Genomic DNA, 26588 nt, shown 5'->3' on the forward strand with positions numbered 1-26588 from the left:
ACCGAAGCCCGTCGACAACGTGCGATTCACCGTCGCCTCCGCACCGGTCTGCGGTGCTGGGGCACTAGCTGCATGGCCTGGTCGAGCGTGTCGTCCTCGCGCCACGCCACGATGTCCACACCGACGGTGCCCATGTCCCGATACATGAACGATCGCTGCAACGCCCACATCCGCGCCACCAACGCGTCGCATCCCTCCTCGAACGGCGCACCCTGCAAAACGTCCACCGCCACAACGGTGTGGCCGCGCTTGCACAGGTCGATCAACGCCAGCGCGAACTCGGTGTCGAGCATCGTCGAGAACGCGACGACGATCGCGCCCGGCGGGACCGCGGCGCGCGGCGCCAGGGTTCCCGACGTGGTGTCGTAACCGCCGCTGACACCGAGCATCGCGTCTAGCACCCGATAGAACTGCCTTCGGCCGATATCCGCGCTCAACCACCGCGGGTGCCGGTCACCGAGCGCGACGATGCCCGCCCGGTCACCGCTGCGCAGCGCGCTCTGCACCACCTGCACCGCGCCGCGTGCCGTGCGCTCGGTCGCCTCGGTCGCGGGACCCGCCGGCTGGGCGTAGTTGTCGATCAGCACGACCACGTCCACGGCGCGGTCGGTCAACCGCTCGGTGACGTGCAGGCTTCCCCTACGCGCGCTGACCGCCCAGTTCACGGTGCGCAGTTGATCTCCCGGCACATAACGGCGAACGTCGGCGTACTCGACACCGGGGCCGATGTGCCGGGTCAGGTGAGTGCCCAGCCGATCGAGCAATTCGGTGCGCGGGACCGCCGTCGACTGCGGCGGCGCCATCGGGAACACGAAGACGTCCGCGGCGTCGACCACCCCGATCCCCTCGACCAGACCTCCCCGCGCAGCGACCGTCAGGTGCGCCTGCAGCGGATAGCGGCCCCAGCGTTCCGCGGTCGCCACCACGGTTTGCCTTGAAGTCTCCCGCGAAGCGACCTCGAGCGTCATCCCCTCGATGGAACCGCTCAGCAGACTAACCGACTCGTTCCCCGCCTCCGCCCACATCGTGATGCGCGCGGGCTCGCCTTCGAAGCAGCGGTGGACGCCAGGATCGGCGCACACTCGCACCGTGGGAAACCCGCGCTGCCACCCGACCGAACACAACACCCCGATCAGTGGCGCGGCGAACGCGATGAGCTCCCAACGCGACCCGAGCACCGCTACGGCCATGGTCACCACCGCACAGGTCAGCAGCGCCCTAGTCAGAGGTGAAGCGCGCCAGCCTAACTCGGCCTCGGTGCAGCGGATTTCGATCACGGGTCGGTTCGCGGCACCGGTAGCCGCCGCAGTAGTTCGTCGACTACATCGCTGCCACGGACTCGTCGCACCCACATCTCCGGTCGCAAGGTGATCCGGTGCGCAACTGCCGGAACCGCAAGCGATTTCACATCCTCGGGGACGACGTAATCACGACCCTGCAGCAGCGCGCGGGCGCGGGCCAGCTGAACGAGATCGAGTTCAGCGCGGGGACTGGCGCCCACCGCGATCTGCGGGTGCTGGCGGGTGGCGGCAGCCAACGACACCACGTAGCGCAACACATCGTCGTGCACGGTGACCTGTTCCACCGACTCCCGCATCGCGACGAGATCGTGGGCGTCCACGACCTGAGCGACTGTCGGTTCGGCGGAGCCGCGGTCGATGCGGCGGCGCAACATCGAGGCCTCTTCCTGTTCGGAGAGGTACCGCAGTTCGAGCCGGATCGTGAAGCGGTCGAGCTGAGCCTCAGGCAGCGGGTACGTGCCCTCGTACTCGATCGGGTTGTCGGTCGCCAACACGATGAACGGGGCGGGCAACGGGTGCGTCGCACCGTCGATACTCACCTGGCTCTCCGCCATCGCTTCGAGAAGCGCCGCCTGTGTTTTCGGCGGTGTGCGGTTGATCTCGTCGGCGAGAAGCAAATTGGTGAAGATCGGGCCGCGACGGAATTCGAAACGGCCCGACTGCATGTCGTACACCGTCGAGCCGAGCAGATCGGCGGGCAGCAGGTCCGGGGTGAACTGCACGCGTTTGAACTCCAGCCCGAGCGCCGCGGCGAAAGACCTCGCGATCAGCGTCTTGCCGAGACCCGGCAGATCCTCGATCAGCACGTGTCCCCCGGCCAGCACGGTCGTCAGGATCAGCGCCAGCGCATCGCGTTTGCCGACCACCACCCGCCCGATCTCGTCGAGCACCGCTTCACAGTTCGCGGTGGTGGCCGCCGCAGGCAGTCCTGTCGTCATACCCGCTCCAACCGTTGCAGGATCTCATCGAGCGTCGCTCGGCCGGGGCCGGGTTCTTCCGTCCCGCGTTTGGCGACGTTCTCGGGGTTGACCCAACCCCACAGCTCCGGGCCGAACAGCATCTCGCCGGTGGCGTGGTAGGCGGATCGGTTGCGGGTGCGGCGTTGGCCGGTCGCCAACTCGAACTGCCGCGCGAGCATGGGCCTTAGGTGTCTGTCCCAGTCGGTGCGGGTGGCCTCCGCGCGGCTGATCAGGGTCTCGGTGCGTGATCGCCAGCGACGCAACGACTCGGCGGCATCGTCGGAAGGTGCTACAACGTCGCCGGTTTCGGCCTCACGGGCCAGCTGCCACCGCAGGCCGAGCAACGCCAGCGCCAGCGCGATGCCGGAAACGATCAGGATCAGCTCACGGTCAGGGCCGGCGACCGCGATCAGTTCTGCACCCACAACCAACAGAAACGCAGCGGCCACAAGCCTTCTCACGACGCGACCCCCGTCGTGCGCTGCGGTAGTTCGCTCAGCACCCGGTTGAGCACTTGCACCGCGGCGTCACGGTGCTGCTCGCTCATCACGTGCGGCGAGAACCGCGCCTCCTCGAACAACTCGACGAGTTCGGTGGCGCTGTCGGAGCGTAAGGCCCCGCTGGCGACTGCACGCGCGAGCACCTCGGTCGGGGTGTCGTACGCCTGGGGCGCCGCGCCGGGGACCCTCGTCAGTTCGCGTTCCATCGCTGCGTAGCAGGCGATGATCGCCTCGCGCGGTTCGCGGCTCAGGTCACCGATCTCGGCGAGGCCGACCTCGGCGGCCCTGGCCAGAGATGTCGTGGTCGTCGGCACCACCGGCTCGTCCACCGCCTCGACGATGTCGGCCGAAGTCGGGGGGCGCCCCTGTCGCCGCGATGCGACCGCCGTACCGACGACGATCAGCGCCATCAACAGAAGTATCGGGGGAATCAGGTAGTTCACGACGTTGCCGTCGGCCGCGTCGTCCTCGTCCGGACGCGGCGAGACGGAGTCGTCGGGATCGCCGCGAACGGACGTGTCGGGTGTGGCGGCCGGCGGCACCTCTTCGGTCGGCACCGGGAGCGACAGACGGGATAGAAGTAAGACCAGGAACACCAACCCGATCAGCGCGGCCAACGCGACGAGGGTGAACCGCCACGACGGCCGGTCGCCGGGCCGTCGGTCCCGAGGCAGGCTCCCGGCCGGCGCCGGGAGTGGCCGTTTGTCCCGCATCCGCACGATGATCGCGAAACCGATGATGGCCACCGCCGCGCACAGCAGCACGATGACCGCCGCCAGCGCCAGCGGGTTGCTCTGGCGTTGCTCGGGCTCTTCGGCGGTCCGCTCGGCGCCTGGGACGTAGCCGCGCAACGCCCATGCCACAAGCACCATGAGCGCGATCACCGCGATCACGCGTCGAGTCGACGTGCCCGAAGTCCCCATGGCCCTGTGGTCATCCTGACACGAATGGCCGTCGGCCCGATACGTTCGACAACTATGACCATCACGCTGCATGAGTCCCGCGTCGCCGGGGCGATCGACCGGATGTACGCCGAAGCGCGGTATCAGATGGAGGCACTTCGGCGCGCCGACTTCGCCCGCCTGTCGGAGGCGACGCCCCAGGAGCGCGCCGACGCTCTCAGCGACTTCTATCTGCCGGTGACGCCGGAAGCGGGCCGGCTGTTGTACGCGCTGGTGCGGGCGACTAAACCCGCCACCGTCGTCGAGTTCGGCATGTCCCTCGGCCTGTCCGCGATCCACCTGGCCGCGGCGGTGCGGGACAACGGAAGGGGCCGCGTCGTCACCACCGAACTGAGCGCGGCCAAGGTCGCCGCAGCAACGAAGACGTTCGTCGACATCGGTCTCGACGACGTGATCACGGTGCTCGCAGGCGATGCGCTGCACACGCTGCAAACCTTGGCCGGCACAGTCGATCTCGTCCTTCTCGACGGCTGGAAGGAGTTGTATGTTCCGGTGCTCGAGCTGCTGGAACCGCGCCTGTCCCCGGGCGCACTGGTCGTCGCGGACAACACGTCGATGGATGAATTGGTGCCCTATCTCGAGTACGTCCGTGACCCGGCCAACGGCTACGTCAGCGTACCGATCCCGGCACGGGAGAGCGACAGTATGGAGATCAGTTGCCGCGCAGTCACTTAACGCGCCGCAGTCGTGCCTTGGCCTCCTTGACCGCGGCGGCGGCTTCGCGCGAGGCCTGCTTGGCCTTGTCGTAGGCGTCCTCGGCGCCGACCAGGCCGCGCTCGGCCTCCTGTAATCGGCGTCGGGCGTCCTGGTGGCGCAGGCGGGCGGCGGCCAGGTCGGACTGCAGCTCGGACAACGCATCGTCGGCTTCGGACCTGGCGCGCTCGGCAGCTGCCAGTTCGGCGCGCGCCTGCTGTCGTCGCCTGCTCGCCTCCGCGTCCTTGCCGTCGCGTCCTTCGTCGCGCTTATCTGCGGGTTCGGGCTCGGGTTCACGCTTCGGCTTGCGTTTCGTGGTAGGGCTGAAAACAATTGCGGTGTCGCCAAACTCGCCGAATCCTGACCACTCCTCGGCCTTGGTCAGGCGGCCGAGCCGATCCGCGACATCGGGGTCGGCGATGGCGGCCTGCAGCGTGCCGGTGACGTCGTCGTGCAGCGCTCCCGTCGGGCGCTTGAGCTCCGCCTCCTCGAACGCGCTACGGGCCAGATCGTTGACCAACCGACGCTGTTTGGCCGACAGCTCCCGGATGCGCTCACCATCCATCGCCGCGTGCGCGTCGCGCAACCGTTCACCGAGACCCTTCAGGCGTTGCGTGACGTCCTCGTCGCCGAGCGCGAGCCGGTTGACCACCCACGCCGCGGTCGTCGGCTTCCGCGCGGCCGAGATCCGCTTGGCCGCATCGGCGTCGCCGCGTTTCTTCGCCTCACCGGCGAGCTTGGTGCGCAGCGCGGTGAAGTCCTCGAGCTTGGCGGCATACAGTTCGTCGAGCGCGTCGTCGGCCACGTCCTCATCCTCCCAAAGCGCACGGGACCACATTGCCGCTCTGCCGATCCGCCGCGATGAGCCGCGAACGAGCCCCCGCTCGGCCATGATCATCGAATGCGGGCAGGGCCGGATACCACGTCGCTGCGTCCGGCCGTGGTGATCGCCGCGCTCGGCGTGGTGTTCGGCGACATCGGCACCAGCCCGATCTACACGATCCAGACGGTGTTCAATCCCCGCGATCCGCATCCCGTGCCCGTCGCGCACAGCCACGTCTACGGCGTCGTCTCGCTGATCTTCTGGTCGGTGATGATCATCGTGACGCTCACCTACGTGACGCTGGTCATGCGGGCCGACAACCGCGGCGAGGGCGGGATCATGGCGCTGATCACGCTGTTGCGCCGGTGGACCGGCCGGCGCGGGCGACGGGTGACGGCGACGCTGGCCGCGTTGGGTCTGTTCGGCGCCGCGCTGTTCTTCGGCGACAGCATGATCACGCCCGCGATCTCCGTGCTGTCGGCGGTCGAGGGCCTTAAAGTGATCGACCCGGAGCTGGCGGACTTCGTCGTTCCGGTCACCGCCGTGATCATCGTCGCGCTGTTCTCGGTGCAACGCCGCGGCACCGCCACCATCGGACGGTTCTTCGGCCCGGTGATGATCCTGTGGTTCGTCGCGATCGGGTTATGCGGGGTGCGTGGCATCGCCGGGCATCCGGAGATCCTCAAGGCGTTGTCGCCGACCTACGCACTGACCTTCATCACCGAACACTTCCACATCGGCTTCTTCGCGCTCGCGGCGATCGTGCTGGCGGTGACCGGCGCCGAGGCGCTCTACGCCGATATGGGCCACTTCGGCAGGCGGGCAATCACTTTCGGGTGGCTCGGGCTCGTCCTGCCCGCCTGCACGCTGAACTACTTCGGCCAGGGCGCGCTGGTGTTGGGCGACGAGTCGACGGTGGCGGCCCCGTTCTTCCTGCTGGCACCGGAGTGGGCTCGCGTCCCGATGGTGCTGTTGGCCACCGCCGCAACGGTGATCGCCTCACAGGCCGTCATCACGGGCGCGTTCTCGGTGACCTCGCAGGCCGCACGTCTCGGATACCTGCCGCGACTGCGCATCGAGCACACCTCGGCGTCGACCATCGGGCAGATCTACGTGCCGTGGATCAACGGCGCGCTGCTGCTGGGAGTGCTGATCCTGGTATTCGCCTTCCGCAGTTCGGCGTCGCTGGCCTACGCGTTCGGAATGGCGGTGACGGGCACCATCACGATCACCACGACACTGTTCTTCTACTACGCGCGCACGCGGTGGCGGTGGCCGCTGTGGGCAGTGCTGCCCGGCGCGGGTGCGTTGCTGGTGGTCGACCTGATGTTCTTCGGCGCCAACCTCACCAAACTGGTGCACGGCGCGTGGTTACCGTTGACCATCGCCGTGGCGGCGTTCACGGTGATGACCACCTGGCAGCGCGGGCGCGCGGTCGTCACTACCGCGCGCGAACGCGCCGAAGGCCCGTTGCATGAATTCGTCGCCGGCTTGTCGCACCGCGAACCGCCGCTGATCCGCATACCGGTCACCGCCGTGTTCCTGAACCGCAGCACGCACACCGCACCGCTGGCCATGCGAACCAACGTCGAACACAACCGCGTCCTGGCCGAACACGTACTGATCGTCTCCGTCGAGACCGAGACGGTGCCGCGCGTGCCTGATACCGAGCGGATGACGCACGACGACCTCGGCTACACCCGAGACGGGATCGTCCACGTCGTCGCGCGGTTCGGTTACATGGAACGGCCGAACGTGCCTCGGGCGCTGGCCCTGCTCGATCCCGCGGACACCGAGGGCCCGGTCGACCTGGCTAACGCGTCCTACTTCCTGTCCAAGCTCGAATTATTTTCCGGTGACGCCCCGACCATGGCGCCGTGGCGCAAACGACTGTTCATCGCGACGTCGCACATCACCGCCGACGCTGCAGCGCACTTCGGCCTGCCGCTGGACCGCACCGTGATCGTCGGTTCCCGCATCCAGCTGTAGCGGGTTTCAGGCCAGACCGAGCGACGCCAGCAGATCGGCGGTGCGCCACCAGATCAGCGCCGCGAAGACCACGAGCGCTACCGCGCTGGCCCCGGCCTGGACCATGTTGCGCGAGCCGCGCGGCGCGTACACGTAGGCCGTCGCGATCGCGGCACCCGTGACCAGTCCTCCGAGGTGACCCTGCCAGCTGATGTTCTGCGAGCTCACCAGCGGGATGATGAACGTGAACGCCAGGTTGATCGCGATGATCGCGCCCACCCATCGCACGTCCATGTTCATCCGCTTGCCCACCACGAATATCGCCCCGAAAAGCCCGAAGATCGCGCCCGACGCGCCCGCGGTCTGCGCCACGGGCGACGACAGCAGATAGACGAGCACGGATCCGCCGAGCGCGCCCAGCAGGTAAAGGGCCGAGAACCGGAGCCGGCCCAGGGCCGCCTCGAGCGGCGGCCCGACCACGTAGAGGGCCCACATGTTGAGCAGGATGTGGGCCGGCCCGTAGTGCAGGAATGCCGACGTGATCAGGCGGTACAGCTCTCCATCGGCCACGGCGTAGGACTGCAGCACGAGTTCGCGCTGGAAACCGGGCACCGCCATCTGCAGCACGAACATCACCACATTCGCGGCGATCAGCACATAGGTGACCATCGGCTTGGCCGTCGCCACCCCACCGAACTGGGTGCGCACCTGCCGGACCTGCTGCGCGCCGGCGTTCACACATTCCACGCACTGATGCCCGACCGATGCCGCGCGCATGCACTCGGGACAGATGTTGCGGTTGCACCGTGCGCAGCGCACATAGGTCACCCGATCGGGGTGGCGGTAGCACGTCGGCGTCACCGGAGGGGTCGACATGGGTTGGGAGCCGGTCACAGCGTTCCGAACATTTCGATCCAGTTGCCATCCGGGTCGGCGACGAACATCCAGCCCATACCCGGCACCGGCGCGAACTCGGTGAGCGGTTCGACGACGTCGTACCCGGAGGCGGCGAATTCCTCGGCGATGCCGCGCAGGTTCTTCACCCCCACCGTGAAGTACCGGATCCCGGCCTGCGCCCGGCCGCCTCCGGCCGTAACCGGTTGCGGCGGCGGCGTCTCGTAGGTCACCAGCTTGACCACGCTGCCGCCCAGCGAGTACCGCCTCTGCGAACCGCCCGGGAACTCGATCTCGCCTTGGGGTTCGAGTTCGAGGAACCCTTCATAGAACGCGACCATCTCGTCTCGGTTCGTGGTGACGAGGCCGACTTCGACGCCGGGGCTCAGCAGGTCCAGCTTCACAGGGACCACCTTATGTTCAGCCCTGTGTTCGGCGCTCCGCCCAACCGCGGTGGATAACAATTCGGTCACCGTGCAGATCACGATCAATTAAAGATCGGTAGCAAATTCTCAGAGTTATCGAAGTTTCTGTTCGCCCGCTTATCGAATTCCGGTGATATTGCGGTGCAGATCACGCCGCTGCGGTGTAACGCCTGCGTGTGGTTCGTTTTCGGGTTCTGCTGAGGCGTTTGTACTCGTTTGCCTTGGGTACCTTGATTTTCGGGGACGGGGGAATCAGCGACCAACGCGATGAAGGAAAGAAACGATATGAAAATCCGTGGTATCGCCGCGCGCCGGCAGATCGCCGGCGCCTGTGCCGCCAGCCTGCTCGGCGGCCTGGCCGCAGCAACCATCGCCGCGCCGTCGGCGATGGCCGCACCGGACTGCAGCGCAAGCGCCGTGTCCGGCACCGTCAGCAATGTGACGGGTCAGGCCCGTTCGTACCTGGACGCGCACCCGGGTGCCAACCAGGCCGTGACCACCGCGTTCGGTCAGCCTCGCAACGAAGCGTCGGCCACCCTGCGCGGGTACTTCAACGCCAACCCGAATGAGTACTACGACCTGCGCGGCATCCTCGCGCCGATCGGCGACGTGCAGCGCACCTGCAACATCCAGGCGCTGCCGCCGGAGCTGGCGTCGGCCTACGACGAGTTCATGGCCGGCTAATCCGGTCGACCTCGAACGCACAAAGCCCGTCGCCGCAGCTCCGCGCTGCGGCGACGGGTTTTTTCCTTAACAGGCCTGCTGTCCGTTTAGACTGGCTCGCATGACTTTGCCGCGACTGGCCGCCGTTGCCGCGACGGCGCTCCTCGCCCTCGGCGGGCTGGGTGTCGCGCAGGCCCAACCGGACGAACCGCACCATCCCGATCCAGGGGCTCCTGGACCGTCCGCCGCGTCGGATCCGTCCTCTGCACCGGGCCCGCCCCCCGCGGGGCCCCTGACCTCCATCGACAAGGACGGCACCTACGAGGTCGGCACCCAGATCCTGCCGGGAACGTACTCGTCGGCGGGCCCCGTGGACGACGGCGCCTGCTACTGGAAGCGGGTCAACAACGACCAGGTCCCCGACAACGCGCTCACCAAGAAGCCCCAGGTGGTGCGCATCGAGGCGACCGACACCGCTTTCACCACACGTGATTGCCAGCCCTGGCAGCAGACCAACGCCTCACCGCCTCCGCAGGCCTCCCCTACCGACCTGCTCGGACAACTCGGGTCGTTCATCGGCAAGGGCATCTTGAGCGGCGGCCCCCGCTAGCCTGGCCGGGTGGCCGACCTTCACCCCGACATCGCCGTGCTGCGCCCACTGCTCGGCGTCTGGTCCGGACGGGGTGCCGGTGAGCATCCCACGATCGAACCGTTCGGCTACATCGAGCAGATCGCGTTCGACCACGTCGGCAAACCGTTCCTGACCTACCGGCAGAAGACGACCGACGACGACGGCCGGCCCCTGCACGCCGAGACGGGGTATCTGCGGGTGACGTCCCCCGGCCGCGCCGAATGGGTGCTCGCCCATCCGACGGGGATCACCGAGATCCAAGAGGGCACGCTGGCGATCACCGGACCGGTCATCGAGCTCGAGCTGACCGCCACGACCATCGGACGCACCGCCTCGGCGAAAGATGTGGCAGCGCTGACCCGTTCCATCCGTATCGACGGTGACGAGCTCGTCTACGCCGTGCAGATGGCTGCGGTGGGCCAGCCCCTGCAGCATCATCTCAGTGCGACCCTGCGCAGGACGACCGAATGACCGCGCCCGACGGCAGGATACGAGTGCCCGACGATCTCGACGCCGTGACCGCGGTCGGCGAGGAGGACCACTCGAACGTCGACCTTGTGGCGATCGAGCGCATCTGGCAGGCCGCGCGCCACTGGTACGAGGCCGGGATGCATCCCGCCATCCAGATATGCCTGCGGCACAACGGAAAGGTCGTGCTGAACCGGGCAATCGGGCACGGATGGGGCAACGGTCCCGCCGACCCACCCGATACCGAGAAGGTGCCCGTCACCACCGAGACACCGTTCTGCGCGTACTCGGCGGCCAAGGCGATCACCACGACGGTCGTGCACATGCTCGTCGAGCGCGGCGCCTTCTCCCTCGACGACCGCGTCTGCGAATACCTGCCCAACTACACCAGCCACGGCAAGCACCGCACCACGATCCGGCACGTGATGACGCACAGTGCGGGCATCCCGATCCACACCGGGCCGCGCCCGGATCTGCGGCGCATGGACGACAGCGAGTACACCCGGGAAAAGCTCGGCGAGCTCAAACCGCTGTACCGGCCGGGCCTCGTGCACATCTACCACGGACTGACCTGGGGCCCGCTGATGCGCGAGATCGTCGGCGCCGCGGCCGGACGCAACATCCGCGACATCCTGGCGACCGAGATCCTCGAACCGCTGGGTTTCCGGTGGACGAATTACGGCGTTGCGGCACAAGATGTTCCGCTGGTCGCGCCCAGCCATGCCACCGGCAAGGAGCTGCCTCAACCGGCCGCCACGGTGTTCCGGTTGGCGGTCGGCGGCTCGCTGTACAAGATCATCCCGTTCTCGAACAGCCCGCAGTACCTCACCAGCGTGCTGCCGTCGTCGAACACGGTCTCCACGGCCTACGAGCTGTCGCGGTTCGCCGAATTGTTGCGACGCGGCGGCGAACTCGACGGCGTACGCATCATGGCGCCGGTGACCCTGCGCAATGCGACCGCGGAAGCACGGCGGCTGCGCCCCGACGTCGCGGTCGGGTTGGCGCCGCTGCGCTGGGGCACCGGTTTCATGCTCGGGTCGAAGCGGTTCGGGCCGTTCGGTCGCAATGCCCCCGCCGCGTTCGGGCATACAGGCCTGACCAACATCGCGGTGTGGGCGGATCCGCAGCGCGGACTCGCCGCCGGGGTGATCAGCAGCGGCAAGCCCGGTCCCCATCGCGAGGCCAACCGGTACGGGGCCCTGCTGGACACGATCACATCGGCGCTGCCGCCGAACTGAGCAGGTACCGACAACCTCAGTTTCTTGGGGCCGTCTCGGGTCGCACGCCACGGTAGAAGCCGCGCCAGACGATCCACGGCATCAGCACGCGGTCGATCGACCACCCGGGGAATCGGAACGCCTGTCCCTTCGGGGTGAACACCTCGAGCCCGTCGGCCTGCGGTCCGAGCACCGAACCCCACCGCCGGCGCGCGGGGCGGTAGGCGCGCAGCGGTTTGCCGGCGAAGTGGGCGCGGATGTTGTGGGCGAGCAGCCCGTCGGCGCGGTTGCGGGCCGAGCTTCGCAGCGGGTCGGTCGCCGCGACATCGCCGACCGCGAATACACCGGGCGCGCCGGGCACCTCGAGTTCGGGGGTGACACGCACGAAGCCGTGCTCGTCGAGCAACTCGGACGGGAGCCACTGCGTGTTGGGTGAGACCCGGCCGATGGCCCACAGCACCGCGTCGGCCGACGCCGGCGGCTGCCCGGTGCTCCACTGCACCGGTGCGTCGGTGATCTCGTCGCACGCGAAGCCGTCCGGGAGAACCGCGCGATGGCCCGCGTGCAGGCCGACGCCGAGACCGGTCACCTGACGACTGATCTGCTGCCACACCCGCGGGTGATGGTGCACAAGGGCACGCTCTGAAGGGAAATAGAGGTCGACGCGTTTGTCGGGCCAGGCCTTGGCCAAGTTGGCGGCGCTGCTGACCGCGGCGGCGCCACCGCCGATGACGATCACCGACCGCGCCGATCCCAGTCGCTGGTGTGCCGCACCGAGTTCTCTGGTGATCTCGTCGGCCGACTGGAGATGCGGTCGCCGCCAGAAGCCGTTGCTGACCCCGGTCGAGATCACCAGGGCGTCATAGGGTTCGGCGACCACGCCGCCGCCGGCGGTCTCGACGAGCACTTTCCGGGCGGCTGGGTCGAGACCCGTCAGCGTGCCGTGCACGGTGCGGACGTGGTCGAGTCCGCGGAATCGGTGGAACGGAATCCAGTTGTAGCGGGCCCAGTCCTGCGGCCTGCTGATGCGCATGCCGAGTTCCTGGCCGCTGAGCAGCCCCGGTTTGGCGGAGACACCGACGACGTCGGCGTGCCGGGCGAGTTTGATCGCGGTCAACACACCGCTGTCGCCGAGGCCCGCGACGACCACCCGAGGGCGGGTCACCGCCCGCCGATCCTGCCCAGTCGCATTCGGTCACCCTAGTCACCGGGCAGGCTGCCGACCTCCAGACCCGCGATCTCGGACTGCCCATCGAAGATCACCCGGCCGAAATCCTTGACGACGCAGCGTAACCTGCCTGCGAGATGTTCGAAGTCGGTGTCGACGTTGCGCCGCTCGGCGGGCAGGGGCACCGGAAGGACATGCGGGTCGAGATGCGCGCCGTCGCCGTGCAATTCGATCTGGTACCGAAGCGACGTCGCGCGCAGGCGCCAGGTGCCGTCGCCGATGTCCGAGCGCACCCATGCCGTCGGCGGGGTCAAGCGCAGCACCTTGTTTCCGAGCCGGACCACGACGCCTGCGACGTCCTGTTTGAGCGGTCCGAGCGCGAGCAGTCCACCGGAGAACGCCACCGAGACGTCGGCATCGCCGAAGTCGTGTGCCTGACCCCACCACCACCGCTGCGGGAAGCCTGCGCCCCAGTTGCGTTCGGTGTAGAGCTTGGCGCGGTCGAACTCCCAGCGCTCACCGTCGAATTCGACGGTGCCGGTGGCGGACCCGCCGAGCCGGTACGGATGCCAGTACTGGTTGAGGAACGGTACGACCGAGGCGAGCCCGCCGCCTGCCAGCGCCTTGGGCCAGCGGACCGGGTCGTCGAAGCGCATGTCGACGCGCACACCGGGAAGGTCGGCGTGCAGCCGGTCGTATGTCGCGTGGAACCGTCCGTCGCCTGCGTCGAGCCGAAACGGGTCCTCCCCGGCGCACGCACCGTCCAGCGCCGCGCTGTACACCCGCTCGCCAGGATGCAACGCCACCGCGGTGGTCGCCCAGTCGCCGTCGGGATTCTGGTTGACGCTGAACAACGCCACCACGGCGCGTCCCGTCGTGGCGTCGGTCAGGCGCCAGAACCAGCCCTCCATTTCCGTGCCGTGCGAGGTCAGCGGATCGCTGAAGGGCAGATCGGCGCCTGTGCGCCGATAGACGCCTGCGATGGGCCCCGCGACGAGCCGCGTCGCGTCCCTGGTGGTGTCGAGAGCGGTCATGACCGCTACGTTGACGGTTCGGCCGCGGCGCAAACCCTCAGCTCGGCGGGTCGAGCCGGACCCGGTACATGGACGGCCAGAACTTGCCGGTCAGCAGGTATTCGTCGCCGCCGGCATGCGCGATGCCGTTGAGCACCTTCTCCCGGTCGTCGCCCTGACCGGGCCACAGCCCGGCGGCGTCGACGACGGTGTTGACCCTGCCCGTCGCCGGATCGATGCGCACGATCTCATCGGAGTGCCAGACGTTGGCCCAGACCTGGCCGTCGACGCACTCGAGCTCGTTGAGATCGCGCAGCGGCTGGTCGTCGCGGGTGACGGCCACCGAGCCGGTCTCAGCGAAGGTCGCCGGGTCGTGGAATCGCAGCCGGTCGGTGCCGTCGCTGCGGACCAGCCGGTCACCGTCGTGGCACAGGCCCCACCCCTCGCCGTCGACCGCCGCCTCTCGCACCGGCGTCAGGGTGGCCCTGTCCCATTCCACCGCTACCCCGTCGCGCCACGTCAGCTCCCAGATACGGTCGCCGACGACGGTGATGCCCTCGCCGTAGTAGTTGTTCGGGGCCGGTGCCGCGCGTCGCACCGCACCGGTGGCCGGGTCGAGTTCGCGTATCTGCGATTGGCCCACGATGCCCGTGCCTTCGTACAGGATGTTCCCGTCGAGCTCGAGGCCCTGCGTCCACGCGGTGACGTCATGCGGAATCTCCTCAAGGACAACGGGTTTGATGACCGGCGCAGATCCCGACGGGGTGGGCGTGTCGCTCTGGGCGGTCGGCGACGAGCCGCCGCACGACACCGTCGCGACCGCGAGCAGGACGGCGGCCGCGCGCCGGACCAGCGAGGCATACATAGGTCACATGCCTACCGGATGCGGGCGTCGTGCCGCTATATGGCTCTCAGCGGGCCAGCGTTGCGTCGATCGCGCGGTAGATCCGCTGCTCGCTGACCGGACGCGGGGTGCCCAACTGCTGCGCCCACAAGCTGACGCGGAGTTCCTCGATCTGCCTGCCGATGTCACGGATGTCGGCGCCGGCGGCGCGCGCGGGTGACAACGCGCGCACCAACTCGTCGTATGCGTCTTCGATCGCGTGTACGCGGTCCATCCGCTCGCGGTCGGCGGCGGGCGCGTGCGGCAGCCGCTCCAGCCGCCTCCCGATGGCGAGCAGATAGCGGGTGAGGTCGGCCAGGTGTGTGGCGCCGGTTGCTGCGACGAAGCCGCGCGGCAACAACCGGTCCAGCTGCGCGCGGATGTCGGCGATCGCGTCGGCCTGCGCGGCCGACGGCGCCGACGGCAACGCCACCTCGACGTCGTGCGCCGCCGCGAGCACCTTCTCGACGCGGGTGACGATTCCGGCCGTCGTGGCCACCAGTTCGGCGGCGACGCGGTCGCGCAGCGCGGTGAACTCCTCGCAGGTCCACGCCGGCGCGGGTGCGAGCGTATTGGTCGCGGCGTCGGCGCAGTCCTCGATCAGCGCCTGCAGAGAACCGTCGGGATTGGCGCCCAGGACGAGCTTGGTGCGCGGCTGCAGCCCTCGCTCAACGGCTTTCACAGGTGAAGGCACCGCGAGACGCAACAACCTGCGGGTGCCGGGGCCCATCGACGCCTGTTGTTCGGCCGCGGTAGGGAACACATGCAAGTCGACGGCGTCTCCCTTGTCGACCAACGCTGGATATCCGCGCACGGTGTGGCCGCCGACGGTCCGCTCGACAGTTCGCGGCACGTCGTCGAGATCGTCTGGCCACGTGCGCAATCCGGTGCGCTCGAGGCCATCTGCCACCGCATCGGCGACCGCGCGCCGGACCGGCGCGGCGAGCTCATGCTGCAACGCCTCGAGGTCCTTACCGCGCGCCAGTTCGGCGCCGTCGGCGCCTTCGACGGCGAAGGTGACGCGCAGATGCGAGGGCAGCTTGTCGAGGTCGAACGCGTCGATCGCCACCAGCACGCCGGTGCGGCGGTGCAGTTCACGTTGCACTGCCTCGAGCAGCGGCTCGGCTCCGGGAGTGATCGCGGCCAGCACCGCGCGCGCCGTGTCCGGTGCGGGGACGAAGTTGCGCCGCAGGTCTTTCGGCAGGGAGCGAATCAACGCGGTGACCAGCTCCTCGCGCAATGCCGGTACCTGCCAGGCGAACTCGTCGCCGCCGAGGCGGGCCAGCACCTCGACGGGCACGTGCACGGTCACACCATCGTCGTCGGCCCCCGGCTCGAAGCGGTAGCTCAGCGGCAGCGCCAGGTCGCCGGCCCGCCACGCGTCGGGCTGGCCATCGGCAGCGTCCTCGGTACGCAGCAGATCGTCGCGGGTGAACGTGAGCAGCTCCGGAGTGACGTGGCGCTGCTTTTTCCACCATGCGTCGAAGTGCCGCGCGGACACCACATCCGCCGGGATGCGGGCGTCGTAGAACGCGAGGATCTCGTCGTCGCCGACCAGCAGGTCGCGTCGGCGGGCCTTCTCCTCCAGTTCCTCGAGTTCCTCGCGCAGGCGGGCGTTGTCGCGGAAGAAGTGGTGCCGCGTCTGCCAGTCGCCCTCGACCAACGCGTGCCGGATGAACATGTCGCGCGCCAGGTCCGGTTCGATCTGCGAGTAGCCGACCCGGCGGCGGGGAACCAGCGGCAGCCCGTAGAGCGTCACCCGCTCGTAGGCCATCACCGCTCCGCGCTGGGCGTCCCAGTGCGGTTCGCTGTAGGTGCGTTGCACCAGATCGCCCGCGATGCGCTCGACGACTTCGGGTTGGATGCGGGCCCCGATGCGGCCGAACAGCCGACTGGTTTCGACGAGGTCGGCGACGACGATCCAGCGCGGCGGGCGCTTCGTGAGCACCGAACCGGGTGCCAGCACGAACTTGGAGTTGCGCGCGCCCTGGTATTCGCGGCCGTCGCCGTCGCGCAGCCCGATATGCGACAGCAGGCCGGCCAGAAGCGCCGCGTGCACGCTTGCCGGGTCGGCGGGCTCGTCGGACTCCCTGATTCCGAGGTCTCGCGCGATGCTGCGCAGCTGGCCGGTGAGGTCCTGCCACTCCCGGATCCGCAGATAGTGCAGGAACTCGTCACGACACATCCGGCGAAACGCATTGCCGGACAGTTCTTTGCGCTGCTCACCGAGGTACCGCCACAGGTTGAGGTACGACACGAAATCGGAATGCTCGTCGGCGAACCTGGCGTGTTTCTGCCGCGCGGCGTCCTCGCGGTCGGCGGGTCGCTCCCGAGGGTCGGGGATCGACAGCGCCGCGGCCAGCACCAGGATCTCGCGCACGCAACCCTCGGTGTCGGCCTGCAGGATCATGCGGCCCAGACGGGGGTCGACGGGAAGCTGCGCGAGCCTGCGACCGACATCGGTGATCGCACCGTCGGCATCGAACGCGCCGAGTTCCTGCAACAACTGCACACCGTCGCGGATGCTGCGCCGGTCCGGCGGGTCCAGGAAAGGAAAGGTCTCGATCTCGCCCAGCCCGAGGGCCGCCATCTGCAGGATCACCGCAGCCAGGTTGGTCCGCAGAATCTCGGGCTCGGTGTAGCGCGGCCGCGCCGCGAAGTCGTCCTCGGAGTAGAGACGGATGCACACCCCGGGCGCCGTGCGTCCGGACCGCCCGGCCCGCTGCGCCGCCGAGGCCTGGGAGATCGGCTCGATCGGCAGCCGCTGCACCTTGGTTCTGCGGCTGTAGCGGGAGATGCGGGCGGTGCCCGGGTCGACGACATAGCGGATTCCGGGCACCGTGAGTGACGTCTCGGCGACATTGGTCGCGAGCACGATGCGGCGGCCGGTGTGGCGGGGCGCGAACACCCGCTGCTGGTCGGCCGTCGGCAACCGCGCGTACAGCGGTAGCACTTCCGTGGTGGCACCGACCAATCCGCGCAGCACCTCACTGGTGTCGCGGATTTCGCGCTCACCCGACAGGAACACCAGCACGTCGCCGGGCGGTTCGTTCTCCAACTCGGCCACTGCGTCGACGATCGCCTCGGTCTGGTCGCGCGTCTGCGTGCGCACCACCTCGTGGTCGGGATCGTCGGGGTCATCGCTCTCGTCGACGGGGACTGCGACTTCCAAAGGGCGGTACCGTATTTCAACCGGATAGGTGCGCCCGGACACCTCGACGATCGGCGCACCGGCGAAGTGGGCCGCGAAGCGCTCCGGTTCGATGGTCGCGGAGGTGACGATCAGCTTGAGGTCGGGCCGCCGAGGCAGAAGCCCCCGCAGGTATCCGAGCAAAAAGTCGATGTTGAGGCTGCGCTCATGGGCCTCGTCGAGGATCAGGGTGTCGTAGCGCCACAGTCGGCGGTCGCGCTGGATCTCGGCGAGCAGGATGCCGTCGGTCATCAGCTTGACCAGGGTGCGGTCGCTGGCCTGGTCGGTGAAGCGCACCGTGTAGCCGATCGTGTCGCCCAGCGGGCTGCCCACTTCGTCGGCGATGCGCTGGGCCACGGTGCGGGCGGCCAGGCGTCGCGGCTGGGTGTGCCCGATCGTGCCGCGCACACCGCGGCCGATGTCGAGGCAGATCTTCGGCAGCTGGGTCGTCTTCCCCGAACCGGTTTCACCGGCGACGATCACCACCTGGTGTTCGGTGATCGCCTTGGCGATATCGTCGCGTCGTTCGCTGACCGGAAGTTCGGGATAGGAGATCGTCGGCACCGCGGCGGCGCGGGTGGCGACGACCGCTTCGGCCGCGACGATCTGCTCGGCGATTTTGGCGAGCTTCTCCGGAGGCGCGCCGCGCATTTGACGAAGGCGCCTGCCGAAACGGGCCGCGTCGCGGATGGTCAGCCCGTCGAGGCGCTTGCGAAGCTCAGCGACAGAGGGGCCGGACACTCCGGCCAGGATAGGCGTCCGGTCAGAGTGTTGGCAGGTCGGCGTCGCTGTCGGCCCTCGACGTGGTGCCCGTCCAATTGGCCAACAGCCGAAGGGCGGTCTCCGATGGCGAGCCCGGATCGGCAGTGTAGATGCACAGCGTCTGGTCCGGGTCGCCGAGCACGGCGACGCTCTCGTAGTTGATCGTCAGGTCACCCACCAACGGGTGGTGGTAGCGCTTGATCCCGTGCGTGCGTTCGCGGACGTTGTGGTCGGCCCACCACCGGCGGAACTCGTCGCTCTTGACGGCGAGTTCGCCGACCAGTTCGGTCAGCAGCGGGTCGTCGGGATGCCTACCTGCGTCCAGGCGCAGGATCGCGACGTTGTCGCGGGCCACCTCTTCCCAGTCGGTGTAGAGCTCGCGGGCGGATTCGTCGAGGAAGGTGAACCGCAACAGGTTTCGCTCGCGCGGGGGCAGAGCCTCGAAGTCGCCGATCAACGCCCGCGCCAGCCGGTTGGCCGCCAACATGTCCATCCGACGGCCGAATACGAAGGCCGGTGTCACGTCGTCGAGCGTCTCGAGCACCCGGCGGATGCCCGGCCGGACCCGCTGCACGGGCGCGGGGCGCCGACGGGTGCGGCGGGTGTTCACCCGCGCGATCTGGAACAGGTAGGCCCGCTCGACGTCGTCGAGCCGCAACGCGCGTGCCACGGCGTCGAGTACCTCGTCGGAGACGTTGAGGTGGCGACCCTGTTCGAGGCGGCTGTAGTAGTCCACGCTCACACCGGCCAACTGCGCGACCTCCTCGCGGCGCAGGCCCGGTACGCGTCGCACCCTGCTGGTCCCGCCGATCTCCACGTCCTCGACGCGCAGGCGTGCGCGGCGCGTCCGCAGGAACTCCTTGAGCTCGGCGTTGTGGTCCATGTACCCAGTGTGGCTGCAGCGGCGGCCCCGGGCCGCGCCAAACGTGGGCCTGCCAGACCTAGGTACGCCGAACCGGGGTATAGCGGGGCTCGTTTTGGCCGCTCAGAGGGCCGCCAGCGGTTGTTGTCTCGAGTGTGCGGCACTACCGCCGCCACCGAACGGAGGAAAGGTCCACAGATGACAACCGCAATCCAGAACCCAACCGAGACCACCGCCCCGCTGTCCGGCCGCGTCGCCGTCGTCACCGGCGCATCGAGCGGCATCGGCGAGGCCACCGCCAAGCGCCTGGCCGCGTCCGGCGCGAAGGTCGCCCTGCTGGCCCGCCGGGCCGACCGGCTCGAGAAGCTGGCCGCCGAGATCGCCGAAGCGGGTGGCACCGCGCTGGCCCTGGCCGTCGACGTCACCGACGCCGCCGCGGTACAGGCGGCCGCCGAGCGGGTGGCCGACGAACTCGGCACGGTCGATGTGCTGTTCAACAACGCCGGGGTCATGCTGCCCGCGCCGATCGACGAACAGCGCTTCGACCAGTGGCAGCAGCAGATCGACCTCAACGTCGCCGGGCTGATGAACGCGATCGGCGCGTTCGTTCCCCAGCTGGTGAAGTCGGCCGAAGACAAGGGCGTCGCTGACCTGATCAACACCTCGTCCATCGGCGCGCAGAACATCTTCCCGAACTTCGCGGTGTACTCGGGCACGAAGGCGTTCGTGACACACATGTCGCGCACGCTGCGCGCCGAACTCGGCGCCAAGAACGTGCGGGTCTCGGCCATCGAGCCCGGCATCGTCGAAACCGAGTTGCAGAATCACGTCACCGATGCCGGTGCCACGGAGTGGTTGGACGGCACCCGCGACCAGATCGAATGGCTGGAACCCGCCGACGTCGCCGCGGCGATCGACTTCCTCGTCGCGCAGCCGGCACGGGTGAACGTGCAGCAGCTCACGATCATGCCCACGCGTCAGGCGTCGTGAGTGCAACCGGCACGGTGCGGCCCTAGCCGGGCCGCACCGCGCCGCTGCGCCCGGACGTCGCGTACGCGTCACGGGCGGAGTCGATTTCGTCGCACAGACGCTCCGCGTCGGTGTACAGCCCACCGAAGATCGCCCACTGGGTGGGGCGGTCGAGTTCACGGTTGGCGACGTGCCTGGTCAGTTCGTCGAACGCCGCCCGGGACCGGCTGGCCTCCTCGGCCAGGGGTTGCCCGCCGAAGTCGGCGACGGTGTGCATCGACCCCGCAGCCGCGACGGCATCCCGCACGGCCGCCAGCAGCGTGCCGTAGCGGCGGAGGAACTCGTCGTGGTGTGCGCTCGACTCTTCCCGCGCGATGGCACGGACCACCCCCGTGGCCACCCAACGCAACTCTTCGCCGATCCGCTCGAGCGCATTGACCGTGACCCGGTGACCCGCCACTGCGGTATCGGTGTGGACCAGCAGCCGGCGCACATTGAGCTTCGTGGTGCGCACGGCGTGGTCGAGGGTGTGGCGGGCCTGCGCCGCCTTATTCGGCAAGGTGTCGGCGCGCCACTGCCAGTCCCGCGCGACCTCCTCGCTCACCTCGTCGTCGTCCACCAACCCCTCGGCCATATCCGCAAGCAGCTCGACCATCGACCCGCTGACCGATTCCACGGCGTGCCGGGCGCTGCGATAACGCAACGGCGGCGCGACCACCAACGTCACCACGAGCGCCACCGAGGCGCCGAGCAGAACCATCCCCGCGATCGACGGAAGGGGACTGCCGCCCGAGGCGTCACCGGAGGGCAACGCAAAGGTGCCGTAGGCGAAGATCGCCGCCACCGCGACATTGATGCCCTGACTGCCCAGCCGGCGCCACCGCCCGATCACCAGCGCGACGATGAGCATGGCGGGGAACAGCCACACCACCACACCCCACAGCCATACCGCCGCGCCCGCCAGGCCGATGCCGGTGATCATCGCGGTCGTGTAGCGAACGGCCTTCGCGATCGAGTCCGCGATCGTGATCTCGACAAGCATCAGGGCCGAGAACGCCGCGAAGGTGGCGTGCGAGGAATCGAACACTCTCGTCGCCACGAGCCACGCGATCGTGCACGCGATGACGGCCTTCAGCAAGGCCAGTGCGGTCTCGCGATCGAGCCGCACGTGATGGAACGCGTGCCGGGCTCGGGATAGCAGACTGCCCACCACGTGGTCAGGCCTTCCCGCTGCCGGGGGGCGTAAACCGTCAGGGCTTGACGGGCGCCCAGTGGTCGAGCATCTCGGCGAACGTCTCGAAGGCCGGGGTGGACACGCCGTAGGTGGCCTCGAGGTGGATGCTCAGCGGAAAGCCGAGGTCGCCGACACCGTCGATGACGCGCTTGTACAGGTCGAGCAGCAGTTTGCGCTTCTCCGCCGGTTCGGTGGACGCGAGCTTCTTGACGAACTCCTGCTCGGCGGCGACGGCGGCGTTACCCGGATCCTGGATCAGCCAGTTGATCAGGCCGACCTTGCTCTCCAGCTTGGGCACGAAACCAAACGACAGCAGGATCTCGGGCCGGTGATCGCTCTGCTCGGCGAAGTCGCGCAGGAACCCGACGATCGCGTCGGAATACAGCAACTGGGTCATTCCGTAGGTGGCGCCCTGATCGCACTTGAACCGGAACCGGCCCTGCTCACCGTCGCGGGTTGGGATGAGGATCGCCCCGCGGTTGGGCACCACGTCGGAGTAGATCGACAGCGCGTCGGTAGGGGCGACGCCGGTGCCCTCGCCGTCGCTCATTGTGCGCGGCACCCCGACGAACGCAATGCCGTCGAACCCGGCGCTGGACAGATCGGTCAGCCGGCGACGCAACGTCGGTTCGTCCATGAACGCGGTGACCTGGGTGCACAACCCGTTGATCCCGGACAGTTCGGGGGTGATGATCGCCCAGAAGTCGAGCACGTCCATCTTGGGTTTCATCTCGATCGGACGGTCGTCGTCCTCCTCGATCATGCCGGGGATCATCACGTGCTTGATGCGGCCGTCGAGCCCGGTTTCCGCGGAGCATCGCAGCACTTTCTGCGCATCCTCCAACGCCTGCTCATGCCCACGCTCGACGTTCGGCGGCACGAGTTCGAGCGCGATGGTGTTCAGCGTCACCGGGCTGCTCCTCATCCGACGGTTGGTTCCCATGCGCGGCAGGTCCTCGCTGACCGATTTCTTTCGATCCCGCGCCTAATCTCCGGGAGCCTCACCATACAGACAGCACCGTTGGGATCCGTTCCCGCTCCGCAGCTCGAGGGCTCGCAGCCGATTCCCAGCGTTTGATCACCTGAATGCCGACTGCGGTTGGTACCAACGGAGCCATGACACCCGGACGACAATGCCTGGACACCGCGGAAGGTGTTCTCATCGCGCTTCGCCACTGCACAGTCGACGAGGCGTTCCGCGAGATGATTCGCGCGGCGCAACAGCATCAGGTGCCGCTGTTCACGCTTGCCGACGCGCTCGTCACCGCCGCGGGCGGTAAGGCGGAATTCCCGAACGCGGCGGCGCGAACCGCGGTGCTCGCCGAATGGGGTCCGCTGCTGCAGACGCCGGCTCCGCTGTGAATCCGACGACGCGATAGCGGCCTGAACCGTCGTCGGATTCACAAGCGAGGACGCGCCGCGGCTGCTCGTACTGTGGATGGGGTGAGCCTCGCACCGACCGCCGTCACCTTCGCCGACCATTACGCCAGCCAGCTACCCGAGTTGGCGGTGCGCTGGCAGGCCGAGGCGGCGCCAGCCCCGCGGCTTCTCGTCCTCAACGAACCGCTGGCCGCTGAACTCGGGATCGACCCCGCTTGGTTGCGCGGGCCCGAGGGGCTCCAGCTGCTGGTCGGCACGCGGGTTCCCGACGGCGCGAGCCCGGTCGCGCAGGCTTATGCCGGTCACCAGTTCGGTGGGTACGTCCCCCGACTGGGCGACGGGCGCGCGCTGCTGCTCGGCGAACTCACGACGACCTCCGGAGGGCTTCGCGATTTGCACCTGAAGGGTTCCGGTGCGACGCCGTTCGCACGCGGCGGCGACGGCTTGGCCGCCGTCGGCCCGATGCTGCGCGAATACGTCGTCAGCGAGGCGATGCACGCGATGGGGATCCCGAGCACCCGTTCGCTGGCCGTGGTCGCGACCGGACGCCAGGTGCAGCGCGAGACGCCGCTACCCGGTGCGGTGCTGTCACGGGTGGCCAGCAGCCATCTGCGCGTCGGCACCTTCCAGTACGCCGCGAACACCGGCGACGTCGGACTGCTGAGGCGCCTGGCCGACCACGCGATCCAGCGGCACCATCCCGACGCCGCCGACGCGGGCAACCCTTATGTCGCGTTTTTCGAGTCGGTGATCGCGGTGCAGGCGGCGCTGATCGCCAAATGGATGCTGGTCGGTTTCGTGCACGGCGTGATGAACACCGACAACATGACGATCTCCGGGGAGACCATCGACTACGGGCCTTGCGCGTTCATGGAGGCCTATGACCCCGAGACGGTGTTCAGCTCGATCGACTCGTGGGGCCGTTACGCCTACGGCAACCAGCCGGCGATCGCGGTGTGGAACCTGGCCCGGTTGGCCGAGGCGCTGCTGTCGTTGTTCGCCGACGACCAACAGCAGGCGATCGCGATCGCCGAGGGCAGCCTTGGTGGTTTCGCGCCCAAGTTCCAGGACGCGTTATCGGGGGGCATGTGCGCCAAGCTCGGGTTGGCCGACACCACGCCCGACGAGATCGCCGTTCCGTTGATGAACGACCTGATCGCACAGTTGCATCAGAGCCACGTCGACTTCACGTCGTTCTTCCGCCAGCTCGGGCACGCCGCCCGCGGTGACGACGAACCTGCGCGCGGCCTGTTCCTCGACCTCGCCGCGTTCGACGAGTGGCTGTCGCGGTGGCACGCGTTGCGGCCCGACGCGACGGTGATGGACCGTGCCAACCCGGTCTACATCCCTCGCAACCATCTGGTCGAGGAGGCGCTGACCGCCGCGACCGAAGGGGACCTCGATCCGCTGTACCGGCTGCTGGACGCCGTGACCGCGCCGTATGACGAGCGTCCCAATCTGCAGCGGTACGCCGAACCCGCACCCGAGGACTTCGGGAAGTACCGAACCTTCTGTGGGACCTGAGCCAGCCGACCTAGACTGCCCTCATGATGTTGCGACGGTCACTGATCGCGGGGCTCTTCGCGGCGGCACTGGCCGTGCCGGTTTCCCCCGTCATCGCTTCGGCCCAGCCGGGCAACTGTTGCTGTCCGCCAGGCCAGACGGGCGTCATCTACGGTTGCGCGTCGTTCTGCGTCGACGGTAAGGCCCTGGACACCAGCACGGGGTTGTGCGTGCCGGTCCCGCCGCCGTATCCGCATCCGCCGGTGAGCTGAGGCGCGTCAACCGGTCGCGGGTTAGGCCGACGCGATGTCGGTTATTTCAAGATCTATGCCTGACGAGACGCTGCGCCGTGACCTGTTGCAGGAACTGCTCCACGCGTACGGCCCCTGCGGTCAGGAAGACGCCGTGCGGGAGGTGTGCCGACGCGAGCTCGAGGCGCATGTCGACGAGATGTGGGTCGACGAAGCGGACAACCTGATCGGCCTGCTTCACGGCAACGACCGCGAGGCGTCGCCGATCCGCGTGATGGCCCACATGGATGAGCTGTCGATGCTCGTCAAACGCATCGAGCCCGACGGCACGCTGCACATGACGCCGCTGGGCACGATGTATCCGGGCAACTTCGGCCTCGGACCGGTCGCGCTGCTCGGCGACCAGCGCACCGTGTGCGGCGTGCTGACCCTCGGCTCCGAGCACACCACCAAGGAGAGCCAGCGGATTTGGGAGACCAAACCGGACAAGGGGGACCTGGCACTCGACTGGCTTCATGTCTACGTCTTCACCGGCCACACTCCCGAGGAACTGGCCGAGGCCGGGATCGGACCGGGCACGCGGGCGTGCGTTCACCGAAGCAAGCGCACGCTGATCGACGTCGGCCGCGACTATCTCGGGTGCTACTTCATGGACGACCGCGCGGCGGTCACCGCACTGCTGGATGTGGCGAGCCGGCTGGCTTCCGGGGACGGACGCCCGGCACGCGACACCTACCTGGTCTTCACGACCTCCGAGGAAGTCGGCGGTGTCGGAGGCTCGTATGCAAGCCGCGCGCTGCCCGGTGACCTGACCATTGCGCTGGAGGTCGGTCCGACCGAAGCGGAGTACGGGACCTCTTGCAGCGGCGGCCCGATCGTCGCCTACAGCGACGCCGAGACCATCTACGACAAGACGGTCGCCGATGCGCTCGTCGACGCCGCCACCGAGCTCGGCCTGTCGCCTCAGCCAGCGGTCCTCGGTGCGTTCGAATCCGACGCATCGCACGCCAAGGCCAGCGGGCTCACGGCGCGAGCCGGACTGCTGTGCCTGCCCACACTCAGCACACACGGCTACGAAGTCATTGCGCGTCAAGCGATTCCGGACATGGCGGCGGTGCTTGTCGAACTCCTGCGCCGCGGCGTCTAAGCGCGCAGTCAGCCGTCGAGTTCGCCGGCGATACCGCGCTCGATGGCGGCGCGCGCCCGCTCCGGCAGCACCACCAGGCCCTCGAGCTCGCGGCGGGCGAGTTCGTAGCCGCGTTCGCGTTCCTGCGGGGTGGCCGCGGTGTCGGTCGCGACGCGCAACATGCTCTGGGCCCGGGCGATGCGCTGCTGATCCGGTGCCGAGAAGTCGCTGCGCCGACGACGGACCGCCTCGGTCTCGGCGGCCTCGAACGCGGTGACGTAGTCCGTTACGGCGTCGACGTACTCGCGCGCCGCTCCGGTGTCGTCGACCAGATCCTCGGCCTTGCCCGGGCGCAACAGGTCCGCGCGCAACTTGGTCCGATGGAAGCGCTCGGTCAGCGGGTCGCGCATGTCGGTCATCAACGGGTAGTCGAGCAGCTTCGCGACATCCAATTCGTACTCGAGCCATCGGGTGTCGGTGCGGTCGTGCGCCTTGACCGCCCGCGCGATCGCCTGCCACTGCATTGCCGTTCCGGTCGCGGGCTGCGGTGCGGTGTCGGCTGGTTGCTCGCGACCGGCGTCCTGGCGTGCGCGCGCCGCCGTCAGCGCCCGCCAACCGCCGTAGAGCACGCCCGCGAGCGGAACGAGCACGATCAGCAGCTCGAGCAGGCGGATGATCAGGCCCATACCAATCCCATGGAGCCAGGATGCCACCGATGCATCAACCCTGACGGCGGCAGCCGC

26 protein-coding genes are annotated in these 26588 nt (G+C 68.5%); 11 read left to right on the forward strand and 15 right to left on the reverse strand.

Annotated elements, in window-relative coordinates; genetic code table 11:
• Positions 1-26: 26 nt before the first annotated feature.
• The 4 genes from AAHH99_RS15895 to AAHH99_RS15910 are packed head-to-tail and all read right to left on the reverse strand — an operon-like array spanning position 27 to position 3683.
• A complete protein-coding gene (locus AAHH99_RS15895; RefSeq protein WP_418769455.1) occupies positions 27-1277 on the reverse strand; it encodes a DUF58 domain-containing protein in 1251 nt (416 codons plus the stop codon).
• The gene (locus tag AAHH99_RS15900; protein ID WP_418769456.1) at positions 1274-2239 is read right to left on the reverse strand and encodes an AAA family ATPase; all 966 of its coding nucleotides are present in this window, start codon (positions 2237-2239) and stop codon (positions 1274-1276) included. The genes AAHH99_RS15895 and AAHH99_RS15900 overlap by 4 nt, the downstream gene beginning before the upstream one ends.
• Positions 2236-2721, reverse strand: a complete 486-nt coding sequence (locus tag AAHH99_RS15905; protein WP_418769457.1) for a hypothetical protein — start codon at positions 2719-2721, stop codon at positions 2236-2238. The genes AAHH99_RS15900 and AAHH99_RS15905 overlap by 4 nt, the downstream gene beginning before the upstream one ends.
• A complete protein-coding gene (locus AAHH99_RS15910; protein WP_418769458.1) occupies positions 2718-3683 on the reverse strand; it encodes a DUF4129 domain-containing protein in 966 nt (321 codons plus the stop codon). Before AAHH99_RS15910 ends, AAHH99_RS15905 begins: the two co-directional genes overlap by 4 nt.
• A 54-nt stretch (positions 3684-3737) precedes the next feature.
• Here AAHH99_RS15910 and AAHH99_RS15915 point away from each other — a divergent pair, with 54 nt between their 5' ends.
• The gene (locus AAHH99_RS15915) at positions 3738-4397 is read left to right on the forward strand and encodes an O-methyltransferase (RefSeq protein ID WP_418769459.1); all 660 of its coding nucleotides are present in this window, start codon (positions 3738-3740) and stop codon (positions 4395-4397) included.
• On the opposite strand, the gene AAHH99_RS15920 is transcribed toward AAHH99_RS15915, so the two are convergent.
• Complete coding sequence (locus tag AAHH99_RS15920; protein WP_418769460.1) at positions 4390-5220, reverse strand: hypothetical protein; 831 nt, start codon at positions 5218-5220, stop codon at positions 4390-4392. The two genes, AAHH99_RS15915 and AAHH99_RS15920, sit on opposite strands and share 8 nt — an antisense overlap.
• Before the next feature lie 96 nt (positions 5221-5316).
• Between AAHH99_RS15920 and AAHH99_RS15925 the strand changes: the two genes are divergently transcribed.
• Positions 5317-7227, forward strand: a complete 1911-nt coding sequence (locus tag AAHH99_RS15925) for a potassium transporter Kup (protein ID WP_418769461.1) — start codon at positions 5317-5319, stop codon at positions 7225-7227.
• 6 nt (positions 7228-7233) lie between these two features.
• On the opposite strand, the gene AAHH99_RS15930 is transcribed toward AAHH99_RS15925, so the two are convergent.
• Both AAHH99_RS15930 and AAHH99_RS15935 read right to left on the reverse strand, forming a co-directional pair.
• Entirely contained in the window at positions 7234-8082 is an 849-nt protein-coding gene (locus tag AAHH99_RS15930) for a rhomboid family intramembrane serine protease (protein ID WP_418769462.1), read from the reverse strand.
• Positions 8083-8096: 14 nt separating this feature from the next.
• The gene (locus AAHH99_RS15935) at positions 8097-8504 is read right to left on the reverse strand and encodes a VOC family protein (protein ID WP_418769463.1); all 408 of its coding nucleotides are present in this window, start codon (positions 8502-8504) and stop codon (positions 8097-8099) included.
• Positions 8505-8810: 306 nt separating this feature from the next.
• Between AAHH99_RS15935 and AAHH99_RS15940 the strand changes: the two genes are divergently transcribed.
• The 4 genes from AAHH99_RS15940 (at position 8811) to lipE (ending at position 11525) form a co-directional block, all read left to right on the forward strand.
• Positions 8811-9209: a heme-binding protein gene (locus tag AAHH99_RS15940; protein WP_418769464.1), complete on the forward strand. Its 399-nt coding sequence runs from the start codon at positions 8811-8813 to the stop codon at positions 9207-9209.
• A gap of 100 nt (positions 9210-9309) precedes the next feature.
• On the forward strand, positions 9310-9798 hold the full coding sequence (locus AAHH99_RS15945; protein WP_418769465.1) for a hypothetical protein: 489 nt from the start codon (positions 9310-9312) through the stop codon (positions 9796-9798).
• Positions 9799-9807: 9 nt separating this feature from the next.
• The gene (locus AAHH99_RS15950) at positions 9808-10290 is read left to right on the forward strand and encodes a peroxynitrite isomerase (protein WP_418769466.1); all 483 of its coding nucleotides are present in this window, start codon (positions 9808-9810) and stop codon (positions 10288-10290) included.
• Positions 10287-11525, forward strand: a complete 1239-nt coding sequence (lipE, locus tag AAHH99_RS15955) for a lipase LipE (RefSeq protein ID WP_418769467.1) — start codon at positions 10287-10289, stop codon at positions 11523-11525. Before AAHH99_RS15950 ends, lipE begins: the two co-directional genes overlap by 4 nt.
• A 16-nt stretch (positions 11526-11541) precedes the next feature.
• Here lipE and AAHH99_RS15960 read toward each other — a convergent pair whose 3' ends face one another.
• Genes AAHH99_RS15960 through AAHH99_RS15980 form a run of 5 tightly spaced genes read right to left on the reverse strand, consistent with a single transcriptional unit; the run spans position 11542 to position 19403 of the window.
• Positions 11542-12669 (reverse strand): FAD-dependent oxidoreductase, encoded by a 1128-nt coding sequence (locus AAHH99_RS15960; RefSeq protein WP_418769468.1) that lies wholly within the window; start codon positions 12667-12669, stop codon positions 11542-11544.
• A gap of 35 nt (positions 12670-12704) precedes the next feature.
• A complete protein-coding gene (locus AAHH99_RS15965; protein ID WP_418769469.1) occupies positions 12705-13706 on the reverse strand; it encodes a tocopherol cyclase family protein in 1002 nt (333 codons plus the stop codon).
• A gap of 37 nt (positions 13707-13743) precedes the next feature.
• Positions 13744-14550: a glutaminyl-peptide cyclotransferase gene (locus tag AAHH99_RS15970; protein ID WP_418769470.1), complete on the reverse strand. Its 807-nt coding sequence runs from the start codon at positions 14548-14550 to the stop codon at positions 13744-13746.
• Between the two features lie 46 nt (positions 14551-14596).
• Positions 14597-18499, reverse strand: coding sequence for an ATP-dependent RNA helicase HrpA (gene hrpA, locus AAHH99_RS15975; protein WP_418769471.1), 3903 nt, complete (start codon positions 18497-18499; stop codon positions 14597-14599).
• A gap of 22 nt (positions 18500-18521) precedes the next feature.
• Complete coding sequence (locus AAHH99_RS15980) at positions 18522-19403, reverse strand: helix-turn-helix transcriptional regulator (protein WP_418769472.1); 882 nt, start codon at positions 19401-19403, stop codon at positions 18522-18524.
• A 177-nt stretch (positions 19404-19580) separates the two neighbouring features.
• Between AAHH99_RS15980 and AAHH99_RS15985 the strand changes: the two genes are divergently transcribed.
• A complete protein-coding gene (locus AAHH99_RS15985; protein ID WP_418769473.1) occupies positions 19581-20372 on the forward strand; it encodes an SDR family oxidoreductase in 792 nt (263 codons plus the stop codon).
• Positions 20373-20394: 22 nt separating this feature from the next.
• Here AAHH99_RS15985 and AAHH99_RS15990 read toward each other — a convergent pair whose 3' ends face one another.
• Together AAHH99_RS15990 and AAHH99_RS15995 are read right to left on the reverse strand one after the other, a co-directional pair.
• Positions 20395-21519 carry an FUSC family protein gene (locus AAHH99_RS15990; RefSeq protein ID WP_418769474.1) on the reverse strand — a complete coding sequence of 375 codons (1125 nt, stop codon included), beginning with the start codon at positions 21517-21519 and terminating at the stop codon, positions 20395-20397.
• Positions 21520-21601: 82 nt separating this feature from the next.
• Positions 21602-22495 carry a mycobacterial-type methylenetetrahydrofolate reductase gene (locus AAHH99_RS15995; RefSeq protein ID WP_418769475.1) on the reverse strand — a complete coding sequence of 298 codons (894 nt, stop codon included), beginning with the start codon at positions 22493-22495 and terminating at the stop codon, positions 21602-21604.
• A 206-nt stretch (positions 22496-22701) separates the two neighbouring features.
• Here AAHH99_RS15995 and AAHH99_RS16000 point away from each other — a divergent pair, with 206 nt between their 5' ends.
• From AAHH99_RS16000 to AAHH99_RS16015, 4 genes are all read left to right on the forward strand, one after another.
• Positions 22702-22947, forward strand: coding sequence for an ANTAR domain-containing protein (locus AAHH99_RS16000; RefSeq protein ID WP_418769476.1), 246 nt, complete (start codon positions 22702-22704; stop codon positions 22945-22947).
• Positions 22948-23028: 81 nt separating this feature from the next.
• A complete protein-coding gene (locus AAHH99_RS16005; RefSeq protein WP_418769477.1) occupies positions 23029-24489 on the forward strand; it encodes a protein adenylyltransferase SelO in 1461 nt (486 codons plus the stop codon).
• Positions 24490-24512: 23 nt separating this feature from the next.
• Complete coding sequence (locus AAHH99_RS16010) at positions 24513-24740, forward strand: hypothetical protein (protein WP_068202133.1); 228 nt, start codon at positions 24513-24515, stop codon at positions 24738-24740.
• Between the two features lie 55 nt (positions 24741-24795).
• A complete protein-coding gene (locus AAHH99_RS16015; RefSeq protein WP_418769478.1) occupies positions 24796-25866 on the forward strand; it encodes a M42 family metallopeptidase in 1071 nt (356 codons plus the stop codon).
• An 8-nt stretch (positions 25867-25874) separates the two neighbouring features.
• Here AAHH99_RS16015 and AAHH99_RS16020 read toward each other — a convergent pair whose 3' ends face one another.
• A complete protein-coding gene (locus AAHH99_RS16020; protein WP_418769479.1) occupies positions 25875-26531 on the reverse strand; it encodes a hypothetical protein in 657 nt (218 codons plus the stop codon).
• Positions 26532-26588 lie beyond the last annotated feature (57 nt).

This window comes from Mycobacterium neumannii, from assembly GCF_048452905.1.
GTDB classification, from domain to species: domain Bacteria; phylum Actinomycetota; class Actinomycetes; order Mycobacteriales; family Mycobacteriaceae; genus Mycobacterium; species Mycobacterium neumannii_B.